This window comes from Bradyrhizobium sp. 87, assembly GCF_023073015.1.
Classification (GTDB): domain Bacteria; phylum Pseudomonadota; class Alphaproteobacteria; order Rhizobiales; family Xanthobacteraceae; genus Bradyrhizobium; species Bradyrhizobium canariense_D.
This window is the reverse complement of record NZ_JADPIQ010000126.1, coordinates 1-26,880: the sequence shown is the minus strand read 5'-3', so window position 1 is coordinate 26,880 and position 26,880 is coordinate 1. Positions and strand designations below refer to the sequence as shown.

The window sequence follows — 26,880 nt, the reverse complement described above, 5'->3', positions numbered from 1 at the left end:
CGCACGCATCATGACCACACTGCATTTCGCCGAAAGCCTGCGTGAACTCGTGGCGGGCGTGGACGTCGTGCTCAGCGACATCTGGGGCGTGGTCCATAACGGTCTTGAATCCTTCCCCGAAGCCTGCGAGGCGCTGCACACCTACCGCAGCCGCGGCGGTACGGTCATCCTGATCACCAACGCGCCGCGCCCGGCCGACTCCGTGCAGCGGCAATTGCGCAAGCTCGGCGTCGCCGACGAGACCTATGACGCGATCGTGTCTTCAGGCGACCTGACGCGGCTCTATGTCGCCGACCATCCCGGCCGCAAGATGTTCTGGCTCGGCCCCGAGCGCGACAACTCGATCTATCGCGGCCTCGATGCGGTGACCGCGCCGCTGGAAGAGGCGGATTACATCGTCTGCACCGGCCTCTATGACGACGAGACCGAGACGGCGGAAGACTATCGCGGCATGATGCTGAAGGCGCGCGAGCGCAAGCTGACGCTGGTTTGTGCCAACCCCGACATCGTGGTGGAACGCGGCGACCGCCTGATCTATTGCGCCGGCGCGATCGCGGAGCTCTATCGCGAGCTCGGCGGCGAGGTGATCTTCTACGGCAAGCCGCACCGGCCGATCTACGAGCGCGCGATGGCGCTCGCCGGCGAACGCCAAGGCCACCAGATCGACCGCAAAAAGGTGCTCGCGATCGGCGATTCCGTCCGGACCGACCTCACCGGCGCGCGCGAGTTCGGCATCGATTGCCTGTTCGTGACCCGCGGCATCCATGCCGAGGAGTTCGAGGGTCTCGACCAGCTCGACCCGGCGTCGGTGCTGGAATTGTTCGGCCATCCCCCGAAGGCGCTGATGCGCGAACTGAAGTGGTAGCGAGTTGATCGTCATTCCCGGTTGATGTGGGGCGTCGATTCCGGAACGACGAACCCGACGCAGAAAGCCCGGGACAATCGCCCGGGCTTTCCGAATTCAACTGATGGCTTCGATCGCGCCTTACGCGCTCGCCATGTCCGGGAAGACCGCCTCGATCTTGGTCTTCAGCGTCGCCGCGTTGAACGGCTTGACGATGTAGTTGTTCACGCCGGCCTTCTTGGCCGCGATCACGTTCTCGGTCTTTGATTCGGCCGTGATCATGATGAAGGGCGTGGTGGCGAGGTTCGGATCCGCGCGCACTTCGCGCAGCAGGTCGTAACCCGTCATCGGCTCCATGTTCCAGTCGGAAATCACGAGCCCGTACTTCTTGCCACGCATCTTGTTCAGCGCTGCCGAACCGTCGCTTGCATCATCAATATTCTCGAAGCCAAGCTGCTTCAGGAGGTTCCTGATGATACGGATCATGGTGCTGTAGTCGTCAACCACCAGAACCGACATCGACAAATCAACCGCCATCTCGACTCCCCCAACGCAAACCCAGGAAATATTACGATCGGACCTGCCGGGCCGGAGCCCCGCGGTTCCACGCCCAAGGACTAGCACCAAGGCGTTAAACAGCGCGTTAACTGGGAACGCCCCCGGTGGACTGAAATCGCACTCGATGCGGCCGCCCCCTCCTGCTTGACTTCATCCGGCCCGTCGCGCCACGGTCCCGGCCGGTCCCGCCGGTTCGAGATTCCCCTGATGGCCCCGCATTTTACCGTTATCCGCGACACCACGCCGGACTCCGCCATTGCAAGGGGTGCCGTGGTCGCCATGGGCAATTTCGACGGCGTTCATCTCGGCCATCGCGCCGTAATCGCTGCGGCGCTGGAAATGGGCCGGCTACATGGCCGCCCTGCGCTGGCATTGACCTTCGAGCCGCATCCGCGCCGGTTTTTCAGCCCCAACACCCCGCAATTCCGCCTGACGGACGAGCGTGCCAAGCTGCGGCTTCTGGCCGGCACCGGACTTGACGGCGCCGTGGTCATGACCTTCGACAAGTCCCGCGCCGGGACCAGCGCGCAAGACTTCATTCACCACGACCTGATCGGGCGCCTGGGCATCGGCGGAATCGCCGTCGGCTACGACTTCCACTTCGGCAAGGGTCGGGTCGGCTCGCCGAGCCTCCTCGTCAACGAGGCGCCCCGGCTCGGCATCGAGGTCGACGTGCAGCCGCATGTCGATATCGACGAGCGGCCGGTCTCGTCCAGCGCGATCCGAATCGCGCTCGCCGAAGGCCAACTCGACGAGGCCACGGCCATGCTCGGCGCGCCCTGGTTTATCACCGGCGAGGTCATCCACGGAGAGAAGCGCGGCCGCGACCTCGGTTATCCCACCGCCAATATCCGCCTTGATGCCAATTGCGGCCTCAAGCACGGCATCTATGCGGTGCGGGTCGGCCGCGGCGCGGAGCGGCTGGATGGGGTCGCAAGCTTCGGCCGCCGCCCGACGTTCGACAATGGTGCGCCGCTGCTGGAAATCTTCCTGTTCGACTTCAAGGGGGATCTCTACGGGCAGACGCTCGACTGCGCCTTTATCGGCTTCATCCGCGAGGAGCTGAAATTCGAGGGCCTGGATGCCCTGATCCGCCAGATGGACAACGATTCCGCCCGCGCCCGCGCCATGCTCGCCGCCGCCCCGGACGCGTTTCCGCGGCTTGGCGTCATCGATTGAGGCCGGAAACCGGCCCGCCGAACCTTTTGCGCTTCCCCCGCCCCCCTGCTATGGAGAGCCCATGTTTGCGCGGCGCATCATAGGGATTAGCGGCCCGGCTTCCGCCTGAGCCTTCGGCTCGGCGCAAGACCGGGATGTCGTCGTTTCACCCGCGATTCCGCATCGCCATCCGTTCCCGCGCCCTTCCGAGCCAGTCAGCCTCATGTCCGACAAGCCACAAAAGTCCCAAAAATCCGAAGCCAAAGACTATTCGAAAACCCTGTTCCTGCCGCAGACCGAATTCCCGATGCGGGCCGGCCTGCCGCAGCGCGAGCCGGAGCTGCTGAAATACTGGAACGACATCGGCCTTTACGACAAGCTCCGCCAGGAAGCCCAGGGCCGCGCCAAATTCGTGCTGCATGACGGCCCGCCCTACGCCAATGGCAACATCCATATCGGGCACGCGCTGAACAAGATCCTCAAGGACGTCGTGACCAAGAGCCAGCAGATGCTCGGCTTCGACTCCAACTACGTGCCCGGTTGGGACTGCCACGGCCTGCCGATCGAATGGAAGATCGAGGAAGAGAACTACCGTTCCAAGGGCAAGCAGAAGCCCGACTTCCGCGACTCCGCTGCGATGGTGGCGTTCCGCAAGGAATGCCGCGCCTATGCGACACACTGGATCAACGTGCAGCGCGAGGAATTCAAGCGGCTCGGCATCATCGGCGACTGGGATCATCCCTATCAGACGATGAGCTATCCCGCCGAAGCGCAGATCGCCCGCGAGCTGATGAAGTTCGCCGCCAACGGCACGCTGTATCGCGGCTCCAAGCCGGTGATGTGGAGCGTGGTCGAGAAGACCGCCCTCGCCGAGGCCGAGGTCGAGTACGAGGACTACACATCCGACATGGTATGGGTGAAGTTTCCCGTCACGTCCCCGGCACATGGTGCGCTCGCCAATGCATCGGTCGTGATCTGGACCACCACGCCCTGGACGCTGCCCGGCAATCGCGCGATCTCGTTCTCACCGAAGATCGCCTACGGCCTCTACAAGGTGACGGATGCGGCCGCGGACAATTGGGCGAAGACCGGCGATCTCCTGATCCTGGCCGATGCGCTTGCAGCAGAGGTGTTCAAGCAGGCGCGCGTCACGGCCTATGAGAAGCTGCGCGACATTCCCGGCGATACGCTGGACGCCGTGGAGTGCGCCCATCCCTTGCGCGGCCTCGATGGCGGTTACGCGTTTATCGTGCCGCTGCTCGCCGGCGAGCATGTCACCGACGATACCGGCACCGGTTTCGTGCACACCGCGCCGAGCCACGGCCGCGAGGATTTCGACGTCTGGATGGCCAATACCCGCGAGCTCGATGAGCGCGGCATCTCGACCGCGACCCCCTACACTGTCGACGAGAACGGCGCCTATACCGCGCAGGCCCCCGGCTTCACCGGCAAGCGCGTGCTCAACGACAAGGGCGAGAAGGGCGATGCCAATGAAGCCGTGATCAAGGCGTTGGTCGAGGCCGGCAAGCTGCTCGCGCGCGGCCGCCTCAAGCACCAGTACCCGCATTCCTGGCGATCGAAGAAGCCGGTGATCTTCCGCAACACGCCGCAATGGTTCATCGCGATGGACAAGGACATCAGCGAAGATGGCCACGCCAGGAAGGGCGATACGCTGCGGGCTCGCGCGCTGCATGCTATCTCGGTCACGCAATGGGTGCCGCCGTCAGGTGAGAACCGCATCAACGGCATGATCGCCAACCGTCCGGACTGGGTGATCTCGCGCCAGCGCGCCTGGGGCGTTCCCATCGCCGTTTTCGTGCGCGAGAACAGCGACGGCTCGGCCGAGATCCTGCAGGACGAGATCGTCAACCAGCGCATCACCGAGGCCTTCATGGAGGAAGGCGCCGACGCCTGGTACATGGAAGGCGCCCGCGAGCGCTTCCTTGGATCCCGCGCGAAGGAAGACTGGAAGAAGATCGACGACATCTGCGACGTCTGGTTCGATTCCGGCTCCACACATGCCTTCGTGCTCGAGGATCGCCAGAACTTCCCGCAGCTCGGCAACATCGTTCGCAAGGTCGACGGCGGCGACGACACCGTGATGTATCTCGAAGGCAGCGACCAGCATCGCGGCTGGTTTCATTCGTCGCTGCTGGAGAGCGCCGGCACGCGCGGCCGCGCGCCCTACGACATCGTGCTCACCCACGGCTTCACGCTCGACGAGAACGGCCGCAAGATGTCGAAGTCGATCGGCAACACCGTCGAGCCTCAGAAGGTGATCAAGGATTCGGGCGCGGATATCCTGCGCCTCTGGGTCTGCGCCACCGACTATGCCGACGACCAGCGCATCGGCCCGGAGATCCTGAAGAACACCATCGAGACCTATCGCAAGCTGCGCAACACCGTACGCTGGATGCTGGGAACGCTGGATCACTACAAGCCGGCCGACGCAGTCGCGCCCGCCGACATGCCCGAACTCGAACGGCTGATGCTGCACGAGCTCGCGGTCCGTGCTGCCGTCGTCCGCAAAGCCTATCAGGAGTTCGACTACAAGACCGTGGTCGCAACCTTGTCCGCGTTCCTGAACAGTGAGCTCTCCGCGTTCTATTTCGACATCCGCAAGGACACGCTGTATTGCGATCCGCCGTCCTCGCCGACGCGCAAGGCGGCGCTGACCACGATCGACCTGTTGTGCAGCTCGATCCTGAAATGGCTGGCGCCTATCCTCAGCTTCACCGCGGAGGAGGCCTGGCGGATGTACAGGCCCGACGCCGAGCCCTCGGTGCACCTGACGCAGTTTCCCGACGACCTCGAAAGCCTGCGCGACGACAAGCTCGCCGCGAAGTGGGAAGCGATCCGCAATGTCCGCCGCGTCGTCACCGGTGCGCTGGAGCTCGAACGCGCCGCCAAGAACATCGGCTCGTCGCTGGAGGCATCACCGGTCATCTATGTCGCCGACCGCGACATGCTTGCGACGCTGTTCGACACCGATCTCGCCGAGATCTGCATCACCTCGAACTACGAGGTGCGCGAGGGCGAGGTGCCGGCTTCCGCATTCCGTCTCGATGCCGTTCCAGGCGTCGCTGTCGTGGTGGAGAAGGCGGTCGGCACCAAATGCGCCCGTTCCTGGAAGATTTCGCCGACGGTGGGTGAAGACCCCGAATATCCCGACGTCACCCCGCGCGACGCCAAGGCGCTGCGCGAATGGAAGGCGCTGGGGGTCAGCATCTAGGTCTCACCGTCGTCCTGGCGAAAGCCAGGACCCATTCCACGGCCGCCAATTGCGACGAAGGCTGATGACCGCAAGTCTTTCAAACAACGACCGCCTCGGACTATGGGTCCTGGCTTTCGCCAGGACGACGACGGAGCGTGTTGTGGCCGACTGCCCATGACCCCGCTCCGCGCCGGCATCCTCGCGGCCCTGCTCACGCTCGTGGCCGACCAGGCTTCAAAGCTCTGGCTGCTGAACGTGTTCGACCTCGCCCGTCGCGGCGCGGTCGAGGTGACCCCGTTCTTCGACCTGGTGCTGGCCTGGAACATCGGCATCAGCTTCGGCTGGCTCCAGAACGACGGTCAGGCGGCGCAAATGGCGCTGATGGCCGTGAAGGTCGTCGCGGTGGTTGCGCTGGCGATCTGGATGGCCCGCTCGCACACCCTGCTGGCAACCATCGCGCTTGGCCTGATCATTGGCGGCGCCATCGGCAATGGGATCGATCGCCTCGCCTATGGCGCGGTGGTCGATTTCGCCCTGTTTCACATCAATATCGGCGAAAATACCTATAATTGGTACGTGTTCAACCTCGCGGACGTGGCCATCGTTGCTGGCGTGGCGGCGCTATTGTATGATTCCTTCCTGGGGGTACCCGCCGCAAAAGCGCCCTGATCCCGGCCGATACGGACCGGCAGGCGGAACCTTGCTTTTGCGAGGGATTATGCCGCGCGAGAGCGGCAAACTGCCACATTTTGGAACAGGTACAGTGATGCGCAGCTCGAAGACCAGCGGTTCGATGGTTGAAGACCCCCGGCAGGGGTTCTGGCGGGCGTTGAAATTGTCCGCTGTCGCGCTCGGCATCGGTCTCGTCATGTCGGCTGGCGTCGCTCGCGCCGGTGACGACGGCGAGGACGACGACGACATGACCTTCGAAGAGAAGCTCATCGACAATCTGATGTCGGGCATCGGCGCCAAGAGCATGGAGAAGAAGGGTATCGAATACCGCGAGCGGTCGCCGCTGGTGGTGCCGCCCAAGCTCGACCTGCCGCCGCCCGCCGGCGTTGAAGCCAAGAACGCGCCGAACTGGCCGAAGGACCCTGACGAGAGACGCCGCAAGGAGGCCATCGCGCAGCGGAAGAAGGCCGTCAAGGCCACGGAGAGCTGGCAGGCAGGCCGGGCGTTGTCGCCCGCCGAGATGGAGGTCGGCAGGACAGCCGCACCCGAGCGCACGAGCAATGATCCTATTCAGCCGGGCACCAACGGCAATCCGTCGCTCAGCCCGGCCCAGCTCGGTTTCTCCGGCGGTCTGTGGGGCATGATGTCGAACAACAAAGGCGAGGCCAAGCAATTCACGACCGAGCCGCCGCGCCAGTCGCTGGTCGAGCCGCCGCCGGGCTACCAGACACCGTCACCGAGCTATGCCTATGGCGCCGGAGAGGACAAGACCCGGCGGACCTATTTCGACATCATGTCCGGCAAGGACAAGGAACAATAGCGCTCCTGTCCCTTCGCGATATCGCGACAGACGCGGTCCCGCGCCGGCGGCTCGTGCGCGCCGGACGCGGTCTTTAATTGCTGATCAGTAACTTGCGCCCGAGTTGAGTTCTCTGCTTCGTGACGCGAAGCGTTTGCCGCACGGTGTACCATGCCGTGCCTCCGAGCCGGACATCCGGGCTCGGCCTTTCATAAGGATCATGATGTCCTCTTACCGATCGGCTGCCCGCCTCCTTGCCGCGCTGCTTTCGACGAGTGTCCTCACGGCCGGCGCATCCCTTGCGCAGACCACGGTGACATCGGCTCCGCCCGCCAGCTTCACGCTTGGAAACGGCATGCAGGTCGTGGTGATTCCCGACCACCGCACGCCCGTCGTCACGGAAATGATCTGGTACAAGGTCGGCTCGGCGGACGAGACGCCCGGCAAGTCCGGGCTCGCGCACTTCCTCGAGCACCTGATGTTCAAGGGCACATCGAAGCATGCGGTCGGCGAATTCTCCCAGACCGTGCTCCGCGTCGGCGGCAACGAGAACGCCTCGACTTCGGTCGACTACACCAACTACTACCAGCGCGTGCCGCGCGAGCAGTTGCCGACCATGATGGAATTCGAGGCCGACCGCATGACCGGCCTGATCCTCAAGGACGAGAACGTGTTGCCCGAGCGTGACGTCGTGCTCGAAGAATACAACATGCGCGTCGCCAACAATCCGGACGCGCGGCTGAACGAGCAGATCATGGCCGCGCTCTATCTCAACCATCCCTACGGCCGGCCGGTGATCGGCTGGCACCAGGAGATCGAGAAGCTCGATCGCGAGGATGCGCTCGCCTTCTACCGCCGCTTCTATGCGCCGAACAACGCGATCCTGGTGATCGCCGGCGACGTCGAGCCCGCCGACATCCGCCCGCTGGTCGAGCGCAATTTCGGCGCCATCCCGGCGCAGCCCGCGATCCCGGCGCGCCGCGTCCGCCCGCAGGAGCCGGAACCCGCGGCGCCGCGCACCGTGACCCTGGCCGATCCGCGCGTCGAGCAACCCGGCCTGCGACGCTATTACCTAGTGCCCTCGGCGACCACGGCTGCGGCCGGCGAAAGCGCGGCCCTCGACGTGCTGGCGCAGCTGATGGGCAGCGGCAGCAATTCCTATCTCTACCGCGCGCTCGTGGTGGACAAGCCGCTCGCGGTCTCCGCCAGCGCCAGCTATTCGAGCATCTCGCTCGACCCGACCCAGTTCGCGATCTCGGCTTCGCCCAAATCCGGAGTCAGCTTCGCCGAGGTCGAGCAGGTGGTCGACGGCGTCATTGCCGACATCGCGCAGAATCCGATCCGCGCCGAGGATCTCGAGCGGGTCAAGACCCAGCTCATCGCCGAGGCGATCTACGCCCAGGACAACCAGGCGGTGCTGGCGCGCTGGTATGGCGGCGCACTGACCACGGGCCTGTCGATCGAGGACATCCGGAGCTGGCCAGATCGCATCCGCGCCGTCACCGCCGAGCAGGTCCGCACCGTCGCGCAGAAATGGCTCGAGAAGAAGCGCTCGGTGACGGGCTATCTGATCAAAGACACCGCGACCACCAAGCGCGAGGAGAAGCGTTCGTGACCTATCCCTTCCTTCGACGCGTTGCATTCTCCTTTGCCACCGGCGCGGCACTCGCGCTCGCTACCGTCTCGCCGTCACAGGCGGCGGCGAAGATCCAGCATTTGACCTCGCCGGGCGGCATCGAGGCCTGGTTCGTGCAGGATGCGACCGTGCCGCTGATCGCCATGGAATATTCCTTTGCCGGCGGTTCGGCCCAGGATCCCAAGGACAAATCGGGCGTCGCCAATCTGGTCGGCGATCTCCTCGACGAAGGCTCCGGCGATCTCGATTCCAAGACCTTCCATGAGCGGCTCGATCGCCGTGCCATCGAGCTCTCTTTCAGCGCCACCCGCGACACGTTCCGCGGCAGCCTGCGCATGCTGCGCGACAACAAGGACGAGGCCTTCGACCTGCTGCGGAGCGCGCTGACCTCGCCGCATTTCGAAACTGCCGACGTCGAACGCATTCGCTCGCAGGTGATCTCGGGCCTGCGCCGCGAGACAACCAACCCGACCTCGCTCGCGAGCCGCAAATTCCTGGAGGTTGCCTTTGGCGATCATCCCTACAGTCGGCAGTCCAACGGCAACCTCGACAGCGTTCCGACCATTACGGTTGCCGACATGAAGGATTATGTCGGCCGCGTGCTCGCCAAGGACACGCTCAAGATCGCGGTGGTTGGCGACGTGGATCCCGATACGCTCGGCAAGCTGCTCGACCACACATTTGGTAGCCTGCCGGCCAAGGCCAATCTCGTGCCCGTCCCCGACGTCGAGGCCGCCAAGCCGCCGCAACGCGCCTTCGTGACGCTCGACGTGCCCCAGACCGTGATCACCTTCGGCGGTCCCGGGGTGAAGCGCAGCGATCCGAACTTCATGGCGGCCTATGTCGTCAACCACATCCTCGGCGGCGGCGGGTTGTCCTCGCGGCTCTATCGCGAGGTGCGCGAGAAGCGCGGGCTCGCCTATTCGGTGTTCGAATCACTGCTTTGGATGGAGCATTCGGCGGTTTTCATCGGCAATACCGGCACCCGCGCCGACCGTGCCGGCGACACCATCGATGCCATCGACAAGGAGGTGCGCCGGATCGCCGAGGAAGGCCCGACGCAGAAGGAGCTCGACGAGGCCAAATCCTACCTCAAGGGCTCGCAGATGCTGGCGCTCGACACCTCCTCGAAGCTCGCGCAGGCGCTGCTGCAATATCAGCAGGACAAGCTGCCGATCGACTATATCGAGAAGCGCAACGCCGTCGTGGATGCGGTCACCATGGACGACGCCAAGGCGGCCGCAAAGCGCCTCTGGGGCCAGGGCCTCCTGACCGTCGTCGTCGGCCGCGCTCCGCAGGCCGCGGCGCAACCGGCAGCCGCACCGGCGACGAAGTCGAACTGACGTCTTCCATACCCTTCTGAAATGGCCGGGCTCGCCCGGCCATTTGCATTTGGGGGCGCCATTGCCGAACTTGGGCGTCCGGGATATGTCCGGGCATCACGAATGGTGCCACCATGCTGCGGATATCCCGCGATCTTGTCATCGACGAGGACGACATCGAGATCGGCTTTGTCCGCGCCTCCGGCCCGGGCGGGCAGAACGTCAACAAGGTCGCGACCTCGGCGCAATTGCGCTTCGACACCCGGAAGCTGACGCTTCCGGAGGATGCCGCGTTGCGCCTCGCCCGGCTCGCAGGGCAGCGCATGACCAAGGACGGCGTCATCGTGATCCAGGCCCAACGCTTCCGCACCCAGGAGCGCAACCGCCAGGACGCCATCGACCGCCTTACGGAGATGCTCGGCGAAGCCATGATCCGGCCGAAGCCGCGGCGCGCGACAAAGCCGACCTTTGGCTCCAAGCAGCGCCGGCTCGAGGGCAAGAAACACCGCAGCGACATCAAGTCGAAGCGCGGGCGCGGTTTCGACGACTAGCAGAGACTGCAAAAGAACTCCGGCCGCAGGGCGACCGGAGTTCTGCCGTCTCACTCCATTGGCTAGTAGCGCTTGCCCGTGGCTGCACCGCCCGTCGCGGAATCGTCGGCGGTCCCTTTGTGTGCAGCACTGCCCGTGGTGCCAACCGTGCCCCTGGTGCCCTTCGTCGGCTTCATGCCCGTCGTCTCGCCCGCCGCGCCCGGCTGGGCGCTCATCTCCTCGTCGCCGCTGCCCATTGTGCTGCCTTGCATGGGTTTGCTTTGCACGGCGCCGCTAGGCCTCGCGCCAGACGACGTACCTTGCGCGAGAACCGGTGTCACAATGAGAGCCGAGACGGCGCATGCGATTGCGGAGGTCTTCACCAACTTCATCCATTTCTCCTGGATTTTCGCGATGATCGGTTCGGCGGCTTGATGCGCCGTCCGTCTGAGCCGAACCAGTCCATCGCGTTACGAGCTCGAACGGCGCGACCGCAATGCAACCTGTCTCGTGTGGTGATCGTTTAGGGATTTGACGGCGGTTTCGCGGAATTGTCCTCCGCATATACGGCAGCGCGGAACAACGCACCCGCGTGCACCTCCGCACGCAGCGAAACAGCCCGCTACTACCACCGCATGTTTTGCCGCGCCTAGAGTTTGCGCACGCTGAATTGACGCGACGGGCGGACTTTTGACGATGCGCGCGATCGTGCTGGGATTGTGCACCGCGGTGGTGCTGGTGGTGCGGGTGGCCGAGGCGCAGATGCCCTTGCCGGCTGCAAAGCCGCCGGATGGCGCAACACTGTTCAAGCAGCAATGCGCGGTGTGCCACACCACGAACCTGTCAGAACCGGTGCGGCAGGGTCCGCCGCTGGTCGGGATCGTCGGGCGGCCCGCCGGCAAGGTCGAAGGCTTTCACTATTCAGAGCCCCTCGCAAAAGCAGCCTTCGCCTGGGACGAGACGAAGCTCGACGCATGGCTGACCAATCCGCAAGCCGTGATTCCCGGCGTGGTCATGGTCTACCGGCAGGCGAAGCCGGAGACGCGCGCCGCCATCATCGCCTTTCTTAAGGAGCAGAACTGAGTGGCAAAGCCGGTCCATTCCATGATCCGCGCACTCGACGAGGCGCGCTCGCTCGACTTCTACAGACGGGCCTTTGGCCTGGAAGTCACCGACCGTCTGAAGTTCGCAGACTTTGCCCTGATCTATCTGCGTCACCCCTCCTCACCCTTCGAGTTGGAGCTGACGGTCAATTTCGATCGCAAGGAGTCGTATGCGCTCGGCGACGGCTACGGACATCTCGCCGTGGTGGTCGAGGATCTCGATGCCGAACATGCCCGCTTCGAGCGTGAGAAGCTCGCACCGGGTCCGCTGCGCGACTTCAAGCACGACGGCAAAACGCTGGCGCGCTTCTTCTTCGTCAGCGATCCCGACGGCTACAAGATCGAGGTGATCCAGCGCGGCGGACGTTTCAACTGATCGAACCACAAAATCAAAATCATAAAAGGAGGAATGCCATGAGAGAAGTCGATCGTCGAAGCAGGCACAGCCGCCGCATCTTTCTCAAGGGCGCCGCGGCCGCCGTGCCGGTCGCGGCAGTCGCGACCAGCGTCGCCGTCAGCATCGAGGGCGCCTGGGCCGACGAGGCAAGCGCGCTTTCGCCCGCGACGATGAAGACGCTGCTGAAAGTCGCGCGCGATATCTATCCACACGACGTCCTCGGCGACAGCTACTACATCACCGCGATCAAGCCGTGGGACGGAAAGGCCGCCAAGGACCCCGCCGTCAAGGCGCTAATCAGCGACGGCATCACCAGGCTCGATCAGAACGCGCGTGATCGCCACAAGGCGCCCTATGTCGAAGTGCCCTGGGAAGCCGACCGCGTGGTGCTTTTGAAGGAGATCGAGCAGAGCGACTTCTTCCAGAAGGTGCGCGGCGACCTCGTCGTCTCTCTCTACAACCAGAAAGAGGTCTGGCCGCGGTTCGGCTACGAGGGCTCCTCCGCCGAACACGGCGGCTACATCAACCGCGGCTTCGCCGACATCGACTGGCTGCCGAAGGCTTAAGGCTCACCCAACGGTTCAGGAGAACGCATATGGCAAAATTCGATCTGAACGACTCCAGCGTTGTGGTGATCGTCGGCTCCGGTGCCGGCGGCGGCACGCTGGGTAACGAGCTCGCACAGAAGGGCGTCAAGGTCGTGATTCTCGAAGCAGGTCCCCGCATCGAGAATCAGGACTTCGTCAATGACGAGTGGGAGAGTTTCTCGCAGCTCGCCTGGACCGATGCGCGCACCACATCGGGATCATGGCGCGTCGCAAAAGACTTCTCGGGTCTTCCCGCCTGGATCGTCAAGGCGGTCGGCGGCTCGACCACACACTGGGCTGGCGCGTCGCTGCGGTTCGACGAGCACGAGTTCAAGGTGAAGAGCACCTACGGCAACATTCCCGGCGCCAACCTGCTGGACTGGCCGGTCACGCTCGCGGAGATGGAGCCGTGGTACGCCAAGGCCGAGAACAAGATGGGCGTGACCCGCACCAACGGCATTCCCGGACTTCCCGGCAACAATAACTTCAGAGTGATGGAGGCCGGCGCAAAGAAGCTCGGCTACAAGACGGTGCACACCGGCAACATGGCGATCAACAGCCAGCCGCGCGACGGACGCGGCGCCTGTCAGCAGATCGGCTTCTGCTTCCAGGGCTGCAAGTCCGGCGCGAAATGGTCGACGCTCTACACCGAGATACCCAAGGGCGAGGCGACCGGCAATCTCGAGGTTCGCCCCGCCAGCATGGCGGTCAAGATCGAGCACGATGCCGCCGGCAAAGTCACCGGCGTGGTTTACGCCGACGAGAGCGGTGCAATGCAGCGCCAGAAGGCACGCATCGTTGCGGTCGCCGGCAATTCGATTGAAAGCCCACGGCTGCTGTTGAACAGCGCATCCACGATGTTCCCCGACGGCCTCGGCAACTCAAGCGGTCAGGTCGGCCGCAATTACATGCGCCACATGACCGGTAGCGTCTATGCCGTGTTCGAGAAGTCGGTGCACATGTATCGCGGCACCACCATGGCCGGCATCATCCGCGACGAGGCCGCCAACAATCCGAAGCGCGGCTTCGTCGGCGGCTACGAGATGGAGACGCTGTCGCTCGGACTGCCCTTCATGGCGGCGTTCCTCAACCCCGGCGCCTGGGGACGTCCGTTCACCGCCGCGCTCGACGGTTATCCCAGGATGGCCGGGATGTGGCTGGTCGGCGAGGACATGGCGCAGGAAACCAACCGCATCACGCTCGATCCTGTCGTGAAGGACAAGTTCGGCCAGCCGGTCGCAAGCGTGCACTTCGACGATCATCCCAACGATCTCGCGATGCGCGCGCACGCCTACAAGCAGGGCGCTGCGGTCTACGACGCCGTCGGCGCCACCGTGAGCTATCCGACACCGCCCTATCCGAGCACGCACAATCTCGGCACCAACCGGATGAGCGAGAAGCCCAGGGATGGTGTGGTCAACAAGTTCGGGCAAAGCCACGACGTCAAGAACCTGTTCGTCTCCGACGGCAGCCAGTTCACCAGCGGCGCAGCCTGCAATCCGACGCTGACCATCGTCTCGCTGGCGATCCGGCAGGCGGATTACATTGCGGGTGCGATGCAGAAGAAGGAAATTTGATCCAATCTCGTTCGTCGTCCTGGCGAAAGCCAGGACCCATTGCCCCGGGAAGGAGTTCGGCGAAGGCTTGTTGTTCGGGACTCATACCGCCCATCGCTGATGGATTCCGCGGTATGGGTCCTGGCCTTCGCCAGGACGACATCAGGGCTATTCCGCTGCATCGAGGATGGGCGCAACCGTCGTCTTGAACGCCTGCACCGGCGCTGCCGTCTTGGAGCGGTAGATCAGGCAGGAGCAGCGCAGCAACGAAGCGAAATTGTTGACCTCGCCGTGATGGTCGAGCACCTCGGTGTAGAGCGTCGTCAGGAACTTGCCGACGCTCATGTTCTCCTTGGCCGCGATCTCCTCCAGCGTGTCCCAGAATGCCATTTCCAGCCGGATCGAGGTGCAATGCCCACCGATCCGCAACGAGCGGGTCTGGGATTCGTAGTCGCCTTGGGGCTGATGCGCGAAGAGATGGCACATGGCGTCCTCCCGTCCTGTTGCCATTTTTTCGCGATGCTACACCGCAGCCCGGTACCCCACAATCGGGACGGCAGCCGGAGATCGATCCATCCCGGTTGCGCGATTTTCTCGAACGTCCAATCCCATCAATGCGATAGATAGCCCTTTTCCCCAGCCCGCCACGTTCCTGTTGCCCAACACATGCTTTTGACGCAACACGGCCTAGAATGGCGTTCTCCGCGAATCCAGATCGAAGCCCAAGATCAAAGCCGAAAATCGAGTTTCATGCCCGTCCGCCAATTACCCGAACAGGTCGTCAACCGCATCGCCGCCGGCGAAGTGGTCGAGCGTCCCGCGAGCGTGGTCAAGGAACTGGTCGAGAACGCCATCGACGCCGGCGCGAGCCGGATCGATGTCTTTACCGATGGCGGCGGACGCCGGCGGATCGGCATCACCGACGACGGCGGCGGCATGACCGCCAGGGACCTGTCGCTGGCGGTCGAGCGTCACGCCACCTCCAAGCTCGACGACGAGGACTTGCTGCAGATCCGCACGCTCGGATTCCGCGGCGAGGCGCTGCCCTCGATCGGCTCCGTGGCGCGGCTTGCCATCACCACGCGGCATGCCAGCGAGCCGCACGCCTGGGCGCTCAATGTCGAGGGCGGCGAGAAATCCGAGATCATGCCGGCGGCGCTGGCCCACGGCACGCGGGTCGAGGTCAACGACCTCTTCTACGCGACGCCGGCGCGGCTGAAGTTCTTGAAGACCGACCGGACCGAGGCGGAAGCGATCCGTGAGGTGGTGCGGCGCCTCGCGATGGCGCGACCCGAAATCGCTTTCACGCTCGCGGGCGAAGAGCGCGCGCCGGTGACCTGGGCTGCGGCGCTGCCCGGCGTCGCCGGTCGCCTGACCCGTCTCGGCGACATCCTGGGGGCGGAGTTCCGCAGCCATGCCATCGGGGTCCATGCCGAGCGCGAGGGCGTGGTGGTCGCCGGCTATGCCGCAGCGCCGGCGCTGACCAAAGCCAACGCGCTCGGGCAATATCTCTTCGTCAACGGCCGCCCGGTGCGCGACAAGCTGATCCTAGGGGCAGTCCGCGGGGCCTATGCCGACTATCTGCCGCGCGACCGCCATCCGGTGCTGGCGCTGTTTGTCACGCTCGATCCGCGCGAGGTCGACGCCAACGTGCATCCGGCCAAGACCGAGGTGCGGTTTCGCAACGCCGGCCTGGTCCGCGCGCTGATCGTGCACGGATTGAAGGACGGGCTTGCGCGGGAGGGCCGGCGCACCGCCGCCAACAGCGGCGAAAGCGCGCTGTCCTCGTTCCGCCCCGCATTCACGCCGCGCCCGGCAAGCTGGGACTGGCGCCAGTCGCCATCCGCCCCGGTCGCGCCGATGCCGTCATTCGACGGTGCCGCCGTGCCGGCCTTCGCCGAGCGCGCACAGGCCGCGTTCGATGTCGGCGCACCCAGCGCGGACGTGCGGATCGAATCCCAGCCAGTCAGTGACCTGGTCGACCGCCCGCTCGGCGCTGCGCGCACCCAGATCCACGAGACCTATATCGTCTCGCAGACCCGCGACGGCCTGATCATCGTCGACCAGCACGCCGCGCATGAACGCATCGTCTATGAACGGCTGAAGGCCTCGCTGGCGGCCAACGGCGTGCAGCGGCAGATCCTGCTGATCCCCGAGATCGTCGAGATGGACGAGGCCACGGTGGAGCGCCTGCTCGAGCGCAGCGAGGAGCTGGCGTCGTTCGGCCTTGCGATCGAATCCTTCGGCCCCGGCGCGGTTGCGGTGCGCGAGACGCCGTCGCTGCTCGGCAAGACCAACGCCGGCGGCCTGTTGCGCGATCTTTCCGAGCACATGGCCGAGTGGGACGAGGCGCTGCCTCTGGAGCGCCGCCTGATGCACGTCGCCGCCACCATGGCCTGCCACGGCTCGGTGCGCGCCGGCCGCAGGCTGCGACCGGAGGAGATGAATGCCCTGCTCCGCGAGATGGAGGACACCCCGAACTCCGGCCAGTGCAATCACGGCCGGCCGACCTATGTCGAGCTGAAGCTGTCGGATGTCGAGAAGCTGTTCGGGCGACGGTAACGTTCGAAATTACGGCCGCTTCAAAAACACGAACTCCGTGTCGTCATAAGCGCGCCGCTCCAATTCCTCGAAGCCTTCCGGCGTGACGAACTGCGCAGCCTTCGCCTCTTCCACCACGAGCAGCGCGCCCGGCGTGAGCCAGCCCCCGTCGCGCAAGCTCGCAAGCGCCTTCTCCGCAAACCCTTTGCCATAGGGCGGATCGAGGAACACCAGCGAGAACGGCTCGACCGGATGCGCAGGCCCGAGATCGGTGGCATCACGGCGATAGACTTTTGTCACGCCACCCAGGCCCAGCGTCTCGACATTATTCCGCAGCAGGGCGCGCGCTTCCGCGCCGTTGTCGACGAACAGCGTGAACTTCGCGCCGCGTGAAGACGCTTCGATTCCCAGCGCACCGGTGCCGGCGAAGAGATCGAGCACGCGCGCATCCGCAATCGGATCGTCATAGGCGTGCACGAGGATGTTGAACACGGACTCACGCAGGCGGTCCGCCGTGGGGCGGATGTCGCGCGAGGACGGTGAGGCCAGATTGCGCCCCTTCAATCGACCGCCGACGACGCGCAACGTCAGTCCTCCTTCGGCGCCAGATCGCGCTTGCCGTGATAGCCGCGCTTGGGACGGCGCGGCGGGCCGTAGCCGCTCGCCTCAGCCTCGTTGCGCTCGCGCGCTTCCTCGCTGCCGGTGCGTTGCACCAGCACGCGGCGGCCCTTGCGGTCGTTGATCACGCCGCGCTTGGTCGCCGGCTTCTTCTCGCGCGGCACGTCGTCGCCCTCATGCGAGGCAGATTTCTGCGGCACGTCGAACTGCGCACCCGATTTCTCGATGATCTTTTCGCCGAGCTGGTCGCGCAGCACGCGGGACTTGATCTCGTCGACCTGGCCCTCGGGGACCTCGCCGAGCTGGAACGGGCCGTAGGAGACCCGGATCAGCCGGTTCACCTCGAGCCCGAGATGAGCGCAGACGTTGCGCACTTCGCGGTTCTTGCCCTCGCGGATCGCGAAAACCAGCCAGACATTCGCGCCCTGGTCACGCTCCAGCGTGGCGTCGATCGGACCGTATTTGATGCCCTCGATCTCGATGCCGTTCTTCAGCTCGTCGAGCTGCGCCTGCGTGACGTCGCCATGGGCGCGGACACGGTAGCGGCGCAGCCAGCCGGTGTCCGGCAGCTCGAGCGTGCGCGCGAGCCCGCCATCATTGGTGAGCAGCAGCAGGCCCTCGGTGTTGAAGTCGAGCCGGCCGACGCTGATCAGCCGCGGCAGACCTTCGGGCAGATTGTCGAACACGGTCGGACGGCCCTCGGGATCGTCATGCGTCGTCATGAGGCCGCGGGGCTTGTGATAGAGGAACAGCCGCGTGCGCTCGCGCTCCGGCAACGGCTTGCCGTCGACAGTGACGACATCGTTCGAGGTGATGTCGAGCGCCGGCGAATTGATGACACGGCCGTTGACGCTGACGCGGCCCTGCGTGACCATCTCCTCGGCATCGCGGCGCGAGGCGAGGCCCGCGCGCGACAGCACCTTGGCGATACGCTCGCCGGCCTTCTTCGGCTTGGTCTCTTCCTCGCGGCGCGGCCGCCGCTCGGAATCACGATCGCGCTCGCGATAGGCGCCGCGACCGCCGAAGGCCGGACGCTTCTCGAAGATCCTGCTCTCGTCCTCGTTTTCGCGGCGTGGACGATCGCCGGAACGCGCTTCGCTGCGGGGATGCTCGTGCCAGTCGGAACGGCCCTCGGAACGCTCGCGCGGACGATCGAATTTCGGGCGATCGCCGCCGCGATCGAACCTCGGACGATCATCGCGAGGACGATCGAATTTGGGGCGCTCGCGGAACGGACGATCACCCGATGGACGATCGTCGCGCTTCTGCCAGGGCTTGTCCCCACCGCGGTCGCTGCCGCCAAAATCCTTGCGCGGACCCTTGCTGAAGTCCTTGCGCGGCGGCCGGTCGCCGCGAGGCGCCGCATCGCGCTTCTGCCAGGGTTTTGAATCGCTGCGCTCGCTGCGATTGCGGTCCGGTGCGCCGCGCGAAAACTTCCGCTCGCCGTCGAACTTGCGTTCCGGACGGTCGCCACGCGGCGCATAAGGTCGCTTGTCGCCAAACTTCGCGTCACCGGTTCGGCCGGCCGGACGGGAATCGTCGCGATCCCTGCGCGGCGGACGGTCATCACGCCCATAGGACGGGCGATCACCGCGCGGCTTGAACGGCCGCTTGTCGCCATCGCGCGAGGGGCGATCAGAAAATGGGCGGTCACCACGGGGCTTGAACGGGCGCTTCTCGCCGTCGCGCGACGGACGATCGGAAAACGGACGGTCTTCACGCGGCTTGAAGGGACGATCGCCACGCGGCTTGAAGCTGCGCTCGCCACGATCCTCGCCGCGCGGCCGGTCTTCACGCGGCCGGTCTTGGCGATTGAACTTCGGGCGGTCGCTGAAGTCGCGGCGCGGGGCATCGCCCTCCTCGCGGCGGCGGAATGATGGACGGCTGTCGCGGTCGCCGCGGGGCGGGCGGGCGTCGCCTTTGTCCCCGGGAGGGCCGCGCTTGGCGAACTTCTTGTCGGGCCCGCGTGGTTTGCCGGACCGGCCCTTGGCCGGGCCTCCCTTGGCCGGGCCGCGATCACGCCGGCCGCGGGAATCGTTGTCTTTGTCGCTGTCGCGAGGCATGAATAATCTCACTCAGGGGATGGCCAGAAAGCATTGTGCGCGCTCGTCTCGAGCCGCATGCTCAGGCAAATTCGGTCAAGCACTTCTGCTGAAGGCGCAGCTACTAGCAGGTTTCTCGCGATGATACGAGGCTTGAAAGCCCCCTCTTTCATGGATTTGGCGCTCAAAACGGCCGAAAACGCCGGAAAGGCGGGCGAAGTTCCGATCGGATGTGTCGTGGTCCGCAATTACGAGGTCATCGCCACCGCGGCGAACCGGACGTTAACCGATTACGACCCCACGGCCCATGCCGAGATCGTTGCGCTGCGCGAGGCGGCCAAAAAGATCGGCAGCGAGCGTCTGGTCGACTGCGACCTCTACGTGACGCTGGAGCCGTGCACCATGTGTGCGGGCGCGATCTCGTTTGCAAGGGTGAGGCGCCTGTATTACGGCGCCGCCGACCCCAAGGGCGGCGCGGTTGAATCAGGTGTGCGGTTCTTCACCTCGCCGACCTGCCATCACGTCCCGGATGTCTATTCCGGGGTCGGCGAAAGCGAGTCGGCGCGGATGCTGAAGGACTTCTTTCGCGAGCGGCGCTAAGGCGCGGCAAAGAACTCGCGCAGCGCCTTCGCGGTGACGCCGGGATTTTCCTCGGTGAGGAAGTGGCCGGAATCCACCGGCATGCCGTCCACGTTGGTCGCCCATTGCTTCCAGATGTCGAGCGGGGTGGCGGCGGCTTGCGCCACGCCGGCATTGCCCCACAGCGCCAGCATCGGAATGGTGATCTTCTTGCCGGCCTCGAAATCGGCCTTGTCGAGATCGTAGTCGAAATAGGCGCCGGCGCGATAATCCTCGCACATCGCGTGGACGCGGGCGGGATCGCGGAACGGGGCGATGTAGTGTTCGAGCGCGCGCTTGTCGATCGCATCGAGCGTCTTCGATTTGGTCTGGCTCGCCATCTTGAAGCGCAGGAAGAACTCGCCATTGCTCGCGACCAGCGTCTCCGGCAGCGGATAGGGCTGCGCCAGAAAAGTCCAGTGATAGATCTTCAGCGCATAGGCGCGGTTCATCCGCTCCCAGTAATTGTAGGTCGGCAGGATATCGAGCACCGCAAGCTTCGACAGCCGGCCGGGATGATCGAGCGCCAGCCGATACGAGACGCGGCCGCCGCGATCATGGCCGGCGAGCGCGAAGTGCACGTGGCCGAGGCGCTCCATCGCCTCGACCATGGCCTTGGCCATCGCGCGCTTGCTGTAGGGCATGTGCAGCGCGTCGCTCTCGGGCATGTCGGACCAGCCATAGCCGGGCAGATCGGCGATGATCAGCGTGAACCGGTCGGCCAGCTGCGGCGCCACGCGGTGCCACATCACGTTGGTCTCGGAGAAGCCGTGCAGCAGCAACAGCGGCGGTCCCTTGCCGCCGACGCGGGCGAAGATGCGGCCGAAGGAGGTGTTGATCCATTCGGAGGCGAAGCCGGGATAGAGGTCGGCGAGATCGGACATCTTCTGCATCCTTATCTGTCAGCGTGGGATCTGCTCGGTCTTGAGAATGCCCCAAAACAAAAAAGTCGAAAAACAACCCCATGCACAGTAGCTAAGTCCAACAGCCGCCTACACAAATTCGGAGTGCCGACGGGCACGGCGGAAATTGCGCGCGCGTGCGAAAAAAGCGTGTCAGCCCTTGGACTTCTCGGCGTCCACGGCCTGCCAGCCGATGTCGCGGCGGCAGAAGCCTTCCGGCCAATTGATGCGGTCGACGGCCTGGTAGGCGCGCACCTGCGCTTCCGTCACGGTCTTGCCGAGCGCGCAGACATTGAGGACGCGGCCGCCATTGGCGAGGATGGCGCCGTCCTTCTCGACCGTGCCGGCGTGGAAGATCTCGGCGGTCTCGACCTTGGCGGCGTCATCGAGCCCCTCGATCCGCGTGCCTTTCTGGTAATCGCCGGGATATCCCTTTGCCGCCATCACCACCGTGAGCGCGGCCTCCGGATGCCAGCGCAGGTCAAAGTTCTTCAGCTGCCCGTCGCAGGCGGCGAGGAAGGCCGGCACGATGTCCGACATCATCCTGAGCATCAGCACCTGGCACTCGGGATCGCCGAAGCGGACGTTGAACTCGAACAGTTTTGGCCCTTGCGTCGTCAGCATGATCCCGGCGTAGAGAATGCCGCGAAACGGCGTGCCGCGCTGCTTCATGCCTGATACCGTCGGCAGAATGATCTTGGCCATGATCGCGTCATGGATCGCCGGCGTGACCAGCGGCGTCGGCGAATAGGCGCCCATGCCGCCGGTGTTCGGGCCGACGTCATGGTCGAACACGCGCTTGTGGTCCTGCGCGGAGGCCAGCGGAATGGCGGTCTCGCCGTCGCACAGCGCGAAGAAGCTGATCTCGCGGCCCGGCAAGAACTCCTCGATCACGACCTCGGCGCCGGCCTCGCCAAAGGTGCCGTCGAACATCATGGCGATGGCGTCCTCCGCCTCGCGCACCGACTTGGCGACGACGACGCCCTTGCCGGCGGCAAGACCGTCGGCCTTGACCACGATCGGCGCGCCCTGGCTCTGGACGTAGGCACGCGCATCGGCGGCGTTGGTGAATCGCTTGTAGGCGCCGGTCGGAATGCCGAACTCGGTGCACAGCGCCTTGGTGAAGCCCTTCGAGCTTTCGAGCTGGGCGGGGATCCTGTCCGGCCCGAACGCCTTGATGCCGGCGGCGGTGAGGTCATCGACGATACCGGCCGCCAGCGGCGTCTCCGGGCCGACCACCACGAGCTCGACCGCATTCGTCTTGCAGAAGTCGATCACGGCGGCATGGTCGGCGACATCGAGCGCCACGCATTCCGCCTCGCGCGCGATCCCGGCATTGCCCGGCGCGCACCAGAATTTGGTCACCAGGGGAGAGGCCGCGATCTTCCACGCCAGGGCATGTTCGCGACCGCCGGAACCAAGCAGGAGAATGTGCATCGAGGGCTCAGAAATGAGGGATTTGCTGGGGGCGGAGGTCGCACGAATCGGGGCCGGGCTCAAGGGGGCGGCGCCCGAACTCCCCGTCATTCCAGCGCTCGCCGCTGAGGCGCGAGCCCGAATTCATCGGGACCATACGCAGACGACCAGCGATGGGATTGACCGGCTCTCCTGCTCTCAAGCTCAACTTGCTTACCCAAATCCTTCAAGATGGCCATCTCGTAGATGACGCGTCCCTTGTCGAAATCGCCAGTGCCATTGTGGCGGCACGTTTGCCGGACAATAGTTGGGTACGTGGACACATCAAACAAACGCTAAGTGGTCTCGGTTCTTCGTCTATATGGAGCTTGTATGCCCAAATCTGGCTTGCTTCGAAGTACTCATCGAACGATGAACTCATGGCAATAATTGACACGAAGGCCTCCATGTGGGGAAGCAACGAGCATCTCACTCGATTAGTCGCAGGAATGTTTTCCAGATTTGTTGGCTCTCCGCTTCAATCAAAGTTTGAGGCAATACTTCGCAAGGCAGGGGGCTTTGCTACCTCAAGTGTAACGCAGTTTCACCGCGAGCTTGCTAATACCGTTGCTGGCTTCACAGCCATCAGAAAGTTCATCGTTGCTCACAACACTTCACTTCCAAATCGCATTTCGCACGCAAAGTTTTTGATGCTCCTCTCGCTCCTTCGGAACGCGGGCATTGCGCCGGTGGCAGTAACCCAGTTGAAAACCATCCACGCAGTCGCTCTAACGGACCCATTTTACGCTCACCTTGTACCGTAAGCAGCCCGTAGGATGGGTTGAGCCCTTGCGAAACCCATCGCACTTGTTTCGTGGTAACGTCCCGTCATGACCGCGTACCGCCGCAACTTTCTTCCGGGTGGGTGCTTCTTCTTCACGGTCAACCTGGCGGAGCGGAAGCTAGCGTTGCTGACGGATCATATCGGGTTGTTGCGCACGGCGTTTCGTGAAACGCACCGACGCCATCCATTCACGATCGATGCCATCGTGGTGCTGCCTGATCACCTTCACACGGTGTGGACGTTGCCAGAAGGTGGTGCCGATTTTGCAATGCGCTGGCAGTTGATCAAATCCACCTTTTCGCGCGGCTTGGCGCGCAACGAGAGGATATCCCCAAGCCGCGCGGCCAAAGGTGAACGGGGCATCTGGCAAGCAGATATTGGGAGCATACCATTCGCGACGAAGCTGATTTCGCGCGGCATGTAGACTATGTTCATATCAATCCGGTCAAGCACGGGCTCGTCGACAGAGTCCGTGACTGGGCGCCCTCCTCGTTTCATCGCCACATAAAGTTCGGCAATTACCCGGCCGATTGGGCCGGCGATCAGTCGGATGACGGCCGCGATTTCGGAGAACGGGGATAGAGAAGCGATGGGTTTCGCAAGGGCTCAACCCATCCTACGAGCTTTGTACCAGTAAAGCAGCGTTGGCCCCTTGATGCCTCGGACCCCGGAGAATCGTACTCGCTTTCGGCACCTGCACACGGCGCCCGGATCGGCATCCGACGCAAGGAAACGCGCGAAGCCGTCCTGCTATGGGAGCGCCAGAATCGCCCGCAATTTCTCGTTCAACTGATCGATAGAAAACGGCTTGCCTATCGCGGGCGAACTGTTGAACTCCTCCTCGAGCGGAGGTCCGCCGTAACCCGTGCTGAACAGGAAGGGAATCCTTCGCTCCCGCAAGATGCGAGCTACCGGAAAAACAAGTTCGCCAGCCAGGTTCACATCAAGGAGCGCCAAATCGAACGATGCCGTCGTCGCGAGTTCGCACGCCTTTTGTACGTGGGCTGCTGAGGCAACGACCTTCAAGCCCAGTTCCTCAAGCATATCTTCGAGCATGAGGGCCACAAGGCCCTCATCTTCGACCAGGAGAACCTTGGCGCCGGACAGCTCAACCATTGGACGCTGCAGGCATAATGGGAAACACCATGCGGCAGCGAGTGCCCTCCGGCTCGAATACCAGATCGAACTCACCTGCGAGATCATGCTCGACGCAACGTTCCATCAACCGCGTGCCGAAGCCGCGCCGCTTTGGAGGCGTAACAGGTGGTCCGCCACGTTCGTGCCATTCGCAATCCAGCACGGCTTGCGAGCGCTCGCCGGCGCTGATCCGCCAAGTGAGCGAAACTGATCCATTCGGCACTGAGAGTGCGCCGTACTTCGCCGCATTGGTCAGAAGCTCGTTGAGCACCATGGTGATGCTAAGTGCCATGCGGGCGTCTAGTTCAACGTGCGGCCCGCTAGTCAGCACCCGTCCGCCCGACATCGGAGCGACGATATCGTGGACGAGCTTTTCGAAAGGCGTATCCTGCCAGTTTCGCTTCGTCAGCAGGTCATGTCCGCGGGCGAGCGCAAGCAGCCGTCCCGTGAAGGTCGGCAGAAATTCCTGCAGATCGGCGGCGTGACGGGCGGTCTGGTTCGCCAGAGATTGCACCGTGGCCAGGGTGTTTTTCACACGGTGGTTTAGTTCGTCGATGAGAGCCTTTTGAGCGTTCTCGGCGTTCTTCCGCTCGCTAATGTCGACGAGCATGTTGATGGCGCCGACAAGATTGCCGTCCGCGTCGCGCAGCGGCGTTGGAAAAGGAATAAACGGCACGCGTCTGCCGTCTGGACGTTCGGCCACCGCTTCGGCACCGCGAACCGGCCGGTTTTCGCGCAGCGCAACAGCCATCGGGCATTCATTGTGCGGCAGCGGCGAGCCGTCGGGCCAATAGAGCTTCCAGGTCACACACCATTCGTCGCCTGGCTGCGGCGTTCTGCCCGCCATCTCGACGGCAGCCCGATTGAAGAAATTAATGCGCCCCTTGGCGTCCGTCGTGTAGATGGCTGCTGGCAACGCCTCGAGGAGATCGCGCATGCGCTGCTCGCCTTCACGCAAGCGATCCTCCAGTTGCTTGGTGGTGGTGACATCCTGAGCGACCCGCACGCCATAAAGGAAGCAGCCTTCCGAATCCCGCACCGACGAACTGAAGATATCCAGATGGCGAACGGACCCGTCAGGCCGTAGTACACGCTTGCGAACCGTGTAGTTCTCGATGTCGCCGCGGACTTGCCGCGCGTACAATTCGGCATCTTCGGTCTGATCGTTGGAATCGGTGTAGTCGAGGAAGGTCATCCCCAACAGTTCGTCGCGTTTGCGCGCGGTGATGCGGCAGAGGGAATCATTCACCCGCAAGAAGCGACCGTTCTCGTCGGTCTCCGAAATGCCGACGCTGGCGGCCTCATAAGTCGCCGCAAGCCGCGCCTCACTTGCTTGCCGTGCCTCTTCGGCAGCATGCAGTTCGGTGACGTCGGTCGTGAAGCAGCGCGTGTTGACAAACTTGCCGTCCACAATGCGGCTGTTCGAGGTAATCAGGACATGCTTGATCGTGCCGTCGCGGGCGCGCAGCCGGGCAGGGTAGCGCTGCAGCGGCTCACCGCATGAAAGACGCTGGAGAATATCGCCAATCACGGGAGCGTCGGCGTGGAACTCGGCGACATGACGCCCGATATACTCCTCGGGCCGGTACCCAAGCAGATCCAATTCGGCCTTATTGGCGCGAATGATAATTCCCTCGCCACTGACGATGTGAAGGCCCACCGCGCCGTTGTCGAAAAAGTCCTGCAGATCCTGCGTCGTGCGGCGGACTTCCTCCTCGACCTGCTTGCGTCCGGTGATGTCCTGGAAGCAATTGATGGCGCCCTGGATGCGACCAGAAAAGTCGCGCAACGCCCGGATGTTGACCATGGCCGTGAAGCGAGAGCCATCCGGCCGCGCCATTATCACTTCGGCATTGCGCGTCGGCGTTCCCGCGCGAACGGCGGTGGCCATGGGGCAGTCGGCATGCGCGAGGGGAGTTCCATCCAGCAGGTAGAGCTGGTGTGAACCGCAGAAGCGCTCCCTCCCAACATCAGGTGTGCGCCCCCACAGCACCACAGCCTCCGCGTTATAGGCGACCAGCAGCCCCTCCGCGTCACAGAGATAGACTGCGCCCGGAATGGCATCGAGCGCGGCAGCGCCGGCCGCAACCAGGGCCTCGAACTCCGTGGGGCGGTGCCGGGCGGAGAGTGGGAATTCTTCTACGTTCGACATGCGGGTGCCCGGCTCTCGGGGGCGAGAGGAACGACGACCCGATACGAGCGTCGTTCGTGCAATGGGCGGACGCCCCTCCGGCCCGCCGAACTGCTCTTAACGCATCACGGGCCCCTTGGTTCCCCCCGTAGGTACGGGTTCGCGAGGGTCCGCTAATGTGAAGGGTTTCGGATGCCGGCCCCATGACGGTGTTGCCGCGCACACGGGGGCCGGCGTCCGAAAGCCTCCAAAGGAGGAAACCGCGCTGGGGGGACG

At 64.2% G+C, this 26,880-nt stretch carries 24 protein-coding genes and 1 pseudogene; 16 read left to right on the top strand and 9 right to left on the bottom strand.

Features of this window, described 5'->3' with window-relative positions:
* The first annotated feature begins 10 nt into the window (after positions 1-10).
* The gene (locus IVB50_RS31055; RefSeq protein WP_018453486.1) at positions 11-865 is read left to right on the top strand and encodes a TIGR01459 family HAD-type hydrolase; all 855 of its coding nucleotides are present in this window, start codon (positions 11-13) and stop codon (positions 863-865) included.
* A 120-nt stretch (positions 866-985) separates the two neighbouring features.
* Here the strand turns inward: IVB50_RS31055 and IVB50_RS31050 are convergent, their stop codons facing one another.
* Positions 986-1,381 (bottom strand): response regulator, encoded by a 396-nt coding sequence (locus IVB50_RS31050; RefSeq protein WP_007596883.1) that lies wholly within the window; start codon positions 1,379-1,381, stop codon positions 986-988.
* Positions 1,382-1,609: 228 nt separating this feature from the next.
* Between IVB50_RS31050 and IVB50_RS31045 the strand changes: the two genes are divergently transcribed.
* The 7 genes from IVB50_RS31045 to arfB all read left to right on the top strand — a co-directional run bounded on the left by IVB50_RS31045 (position 1,610) and on the right by arfB (position 10,754).
* On the top strand, positions 1,610-2,581 hold the full coding sequence (locus IVB50_RS31045) for a bifunctional riboflavin kinase/FAD synthetase (protein WP_018453485.1): 972 nt from the start codon (positions 1,610-1,612) through the stop codon (positions 2,579-2,581).
* Positions 2,582-2,783: 202 nt separating this feature from the next.
* Complete coding sequence (gene ileS, locus IVB50_RS31040; RefSeq protein ID WP_247299163.1) at positions 2,784-5,792, top strand: isoleucine--tRNA ligase; 3,009 nt, start codon at positions 2,784-2,786, stop codon at positions 5,790-5,792.
* Positions 5,793-5,948: 156 nt separating this feature from the next.
* A complete protein-coding gene (lspA, locus tag IVB50_RS31035) occupies positions 5,949-6,443 on the top strand; it encodes a signal peptidase II (RefSeq protein WP_026232539.1) in 495 nt (164 codons plus the stop codon).
* A gap of 97 nt (positions 6,444-6,540) precedes the next feature.
* Positions 6,541-7,266, top strand: coding sequence for a hypothetical protein (locus IVB50_RS31030; RefSeq protein WP_018453482.1), 726 nt, complete (start codon positions 6,541-6,543; stop codon positions 7,264-7,266).
* Between the two features lie 199 nt (positions 7,267-7,465).
* Positions 7,466-8,860, top strand: coding sequence for a pitrilysin family protein (locus IVB50_RS31025; protein WP_018453481.1), 1,395 nt, complete (start codon positions 7,466-7,468; stop codon positions 8,858-8,860).
* Positions 8,857-10,224, top strand: coding sequence for a pitrilysin family protein (locus IVB50_RS31020; RefSeq protein ID WP_018453480.1), 1,368 nt, complete (start codon positions 8,857-8,859; stop codon positions 10,222-10,224). Before IVB50_RS31025 ends, IVB50_RS31020 begins: the two co-directional genes overlap by 4 nt.
* A 113-nt stretch (positions 10,225-10,337) precedes the next feature.
* Complete coding sequence (gene arfB, locus IVB50_RS31015; RefSeq protein WP_018453479.1) at positions 10,338-10,754, top strand: alternative ribosome rescue aminoacyl-tRNA hydrolase ArfB; 417 nt, start codon at positions 10,338-10,340, stop codon at positions 10,752-10,754.
* Between the two features lie 62 nt (positions 10,755-10,816).
* Here arfB and IVB50_RS31010 read toward each other — a convergent pair whose 3' ends face one another.
* Complete coding sequence (locus IVB50_RS31010; protein WP_240544164.1) at positions 10,817-11,005, bottom strand: hypothetical protein; 189 nt, start codon at positions 11,003-11,005, stop codon at positions 10,817-10,819.
* Positions 11,006-11,429: 424 nt separating this feature from the next.
* On the opposite strand from IVB50_RS31010, the gene IVB50_RS31005 reads away from it, so the two are divergent.
* The 4 genes from IVB50_RS31005 to IVB50_RS30990 are packed head-to-tail and all read left to right on the top strand — an operon-like array spanning position 11,430 to position 14,397.
* Positions 11,430-11,816, top strand: coding sequence for a c-type cytochrome (locus tag IVB50_RS31005; RefSeq protein ID WP_018453476.1), 387 nt, complete (start codon positions 11,430-11,432; stop codon positions 11,814-11,816).
* Positions 11,817-12,212 carry a VOC family protein gene (locus IVB50_RS31000; protein WP_018453475.1) on the top strand — a complete coding sequence of 132 codons (396 nt, stop codon included), beginning with the start codon at positions 11,817-11,819 and terminating at the stop codon, positions 12,210-12,212.
* A 38-nt stretch (positions 12,213-12,250) separates the two neighbouring features.
* The gene (locus tag IVB50_RS30995; RefSeq protein WP_018453474.1) at positions 12,251-12,799 is read left to right on the top strand and encodes a hypothetical protein; all 549 of its coding nucleotides are present in this window, start codon (positions 12,251-12,253) and stop codon (positions 12,797-12,799) included.
* A gap of 29 nt (positions 12,800-12,828) precedes the next feature.
* Positions 12,829-14,397 carry a GMC family oxidoreductase gene (locus tag IVB50_RS30990; RefSeq protein ID WP_085350087.1) on the top strand — a complete coding sequence of 523 codons (1,569 nt, stop codon included), beginning with the start codon at positions 12,829-12,831 and terminating at the stop codon, positions 14,395-14,397.
* Between the two features lie 147 nt (positions 14,398-14,544).
* Here IVB50_RS30990 and IVB50_RS30985 read toward each other — a convergent pair whose 3' ends face one another.
* Positions 14,545-14,862: a ribbon-helix-helix domain-containing protein gene (locus tag IVB50_RS30985; RefSeq protein ID WP_018453472.1), complete on the bottom strand. Its 318-nt coding sequence runs from the start codon at positions 14,860-14,862 to the stop codon at positions 14,545-14,547.
* 264 nt (positions 14,863-15,126) lie between these two features.
* Between IVB50_RS30985 and mutL the strand changes: the two genes are divergently transcribed.
* The gene (gene mutL, locus IVB50_RS30980; RefSeq protein WP_018453471.1) at positions 15,127-16,938 is read left to right on the top strand and encodes a DNA mismatch repair endonuclease MutL; all 1,812 of its coding nucleotides are present in this window, start codon (positions 15,127-15,129) and stop codon (positions 16,936-16,938) included.
* Positions 16,939-16,947: 9 nt separating this feature from the next.
* On the opposite strand, the gene rsmD is transcribed toward mutL, so the two are convergent.
* Entirely contained in the window at positions 16,948-17,502 is a 555-nt protein-coding gene (rsmD, locus tag IVB50_RS30975) for a 16S rRNA (guanine(966)-N(2))-methyltransferase RsmD (protein ID WP_018453470.1), read from the bottom strand.
* Positions 17,503-17,504: 2 nt separating this feature from the next.
* Positions 17,505-19,598: a pseudouridine synthase gene (locus IVB50_RS30970; RefSeq protein ID WP_018453469.1), complete on the bottom strand. Its 2,094-nt coding sequence runs from the start codon at positions 19,596-19,598 to the stop codon at positions 17,505-17,507.
* A gap of 120 nt (positions 19,599-19,718) precedes the next feature.
* Between IVB50_RS30970 and IVB50_RS30965 the strand changes: the two genes are divergently transcribed.
* Positions 19,719-20,177, top strand: a complete 459-nt coding sequence (locus IVB50_RS30965; protein ID WP_039798664.1) for a nucleoside deaminase — start codon at positions 19,719-19,721, stop codon at positions 20,175-20,177.
* Here the strand turns inward: IVB50_RS30965 and IVB50_RS30960 are convergent.
* Positions 20,174-21,079, bottom strand: a complete 906-nt coding sequence (locus IVB50_RS30960) for an alpha/beta hydrolase (protein WP_026232536.1) — start codon at positions 21,077-21,079, stop codon at positions 20,174-20,176. The two genes, IVB50_RS30965 and IVB50_RS30960, sit on opposite strands and share 4 nt — an antisense overlap.
* Before the next feature lie 171 nt (positions 21,080-21,250).
* Positions 21,251-22,534 (bottom strand): phosphoribosylamine--glycine ligase, encoded by a 1,284-nt coding sequence (purD, locus tag IVB50_RS30955; protein WP_018453466.1) that lies wholly within the window; start codon positions 22,532-22,534, stop codon positions 21,251-21,253.
* A gap of 152 nt (positions 22,535-22,686) precedes the next feature.
* On the opposite strand from purD, the gene IVB50_RS30950 reads away from it, so the two are divergent.
* Together IVB50_RS30950 and IVB50_RS30945 are read left to right on the top strand one after the other, a co-directional pair.
* Complete coding sequence (locus IVB50_RS30950) at positions 22,687-23,316, top strand: hypothetical protein (protein WP_247299161.1); 630 nt, start codon at positions 22,687-22,689, stop codon at positions 23,314-23,316.
* Between the two features lie 66 nt (positions 23,317-23,382).
* Positions 23,383-23,918 (top strand): annotated as a pseudogene (locus tag IVB50_RS30945) (transposase).
* Between the two features lie 168 nt (positions 23,919-24,086).
* Here the strand turns inward: IVB50_RS30945 and IVB50_RS30940 are convergent.
* Both IVB50_RS30940 and IVB50_RS30935 read right to left on the bottom strand, forming a co-directional pair.
* Positions 24,087-24,452, bottom strand: a complete 366-nt coding sequence (locus IVB50_RS30940; RefSeq protein ID WP_018453464.1) for a response regulator — start codon at positions 24,450-24,452, stop codon at positions 24,087-24,089.
* A complete protein-coding gene (locus IVB50_RS30935; RefSeq protein ID WP_018453463.1) occupies positions 24,445-26,625 on the bottom strand; it encodes a PAS domain S-box protein in 2,181 nt (726 codons plus the stop codon). The genes IVB50_RS30940 and IVB50_RS30935 overlap by 8 nt, the downstream gene beginning before the upstream one ends.
* Between the last annotated feature and the right edge of the window lie 255 nt (positions 26,626-26,880).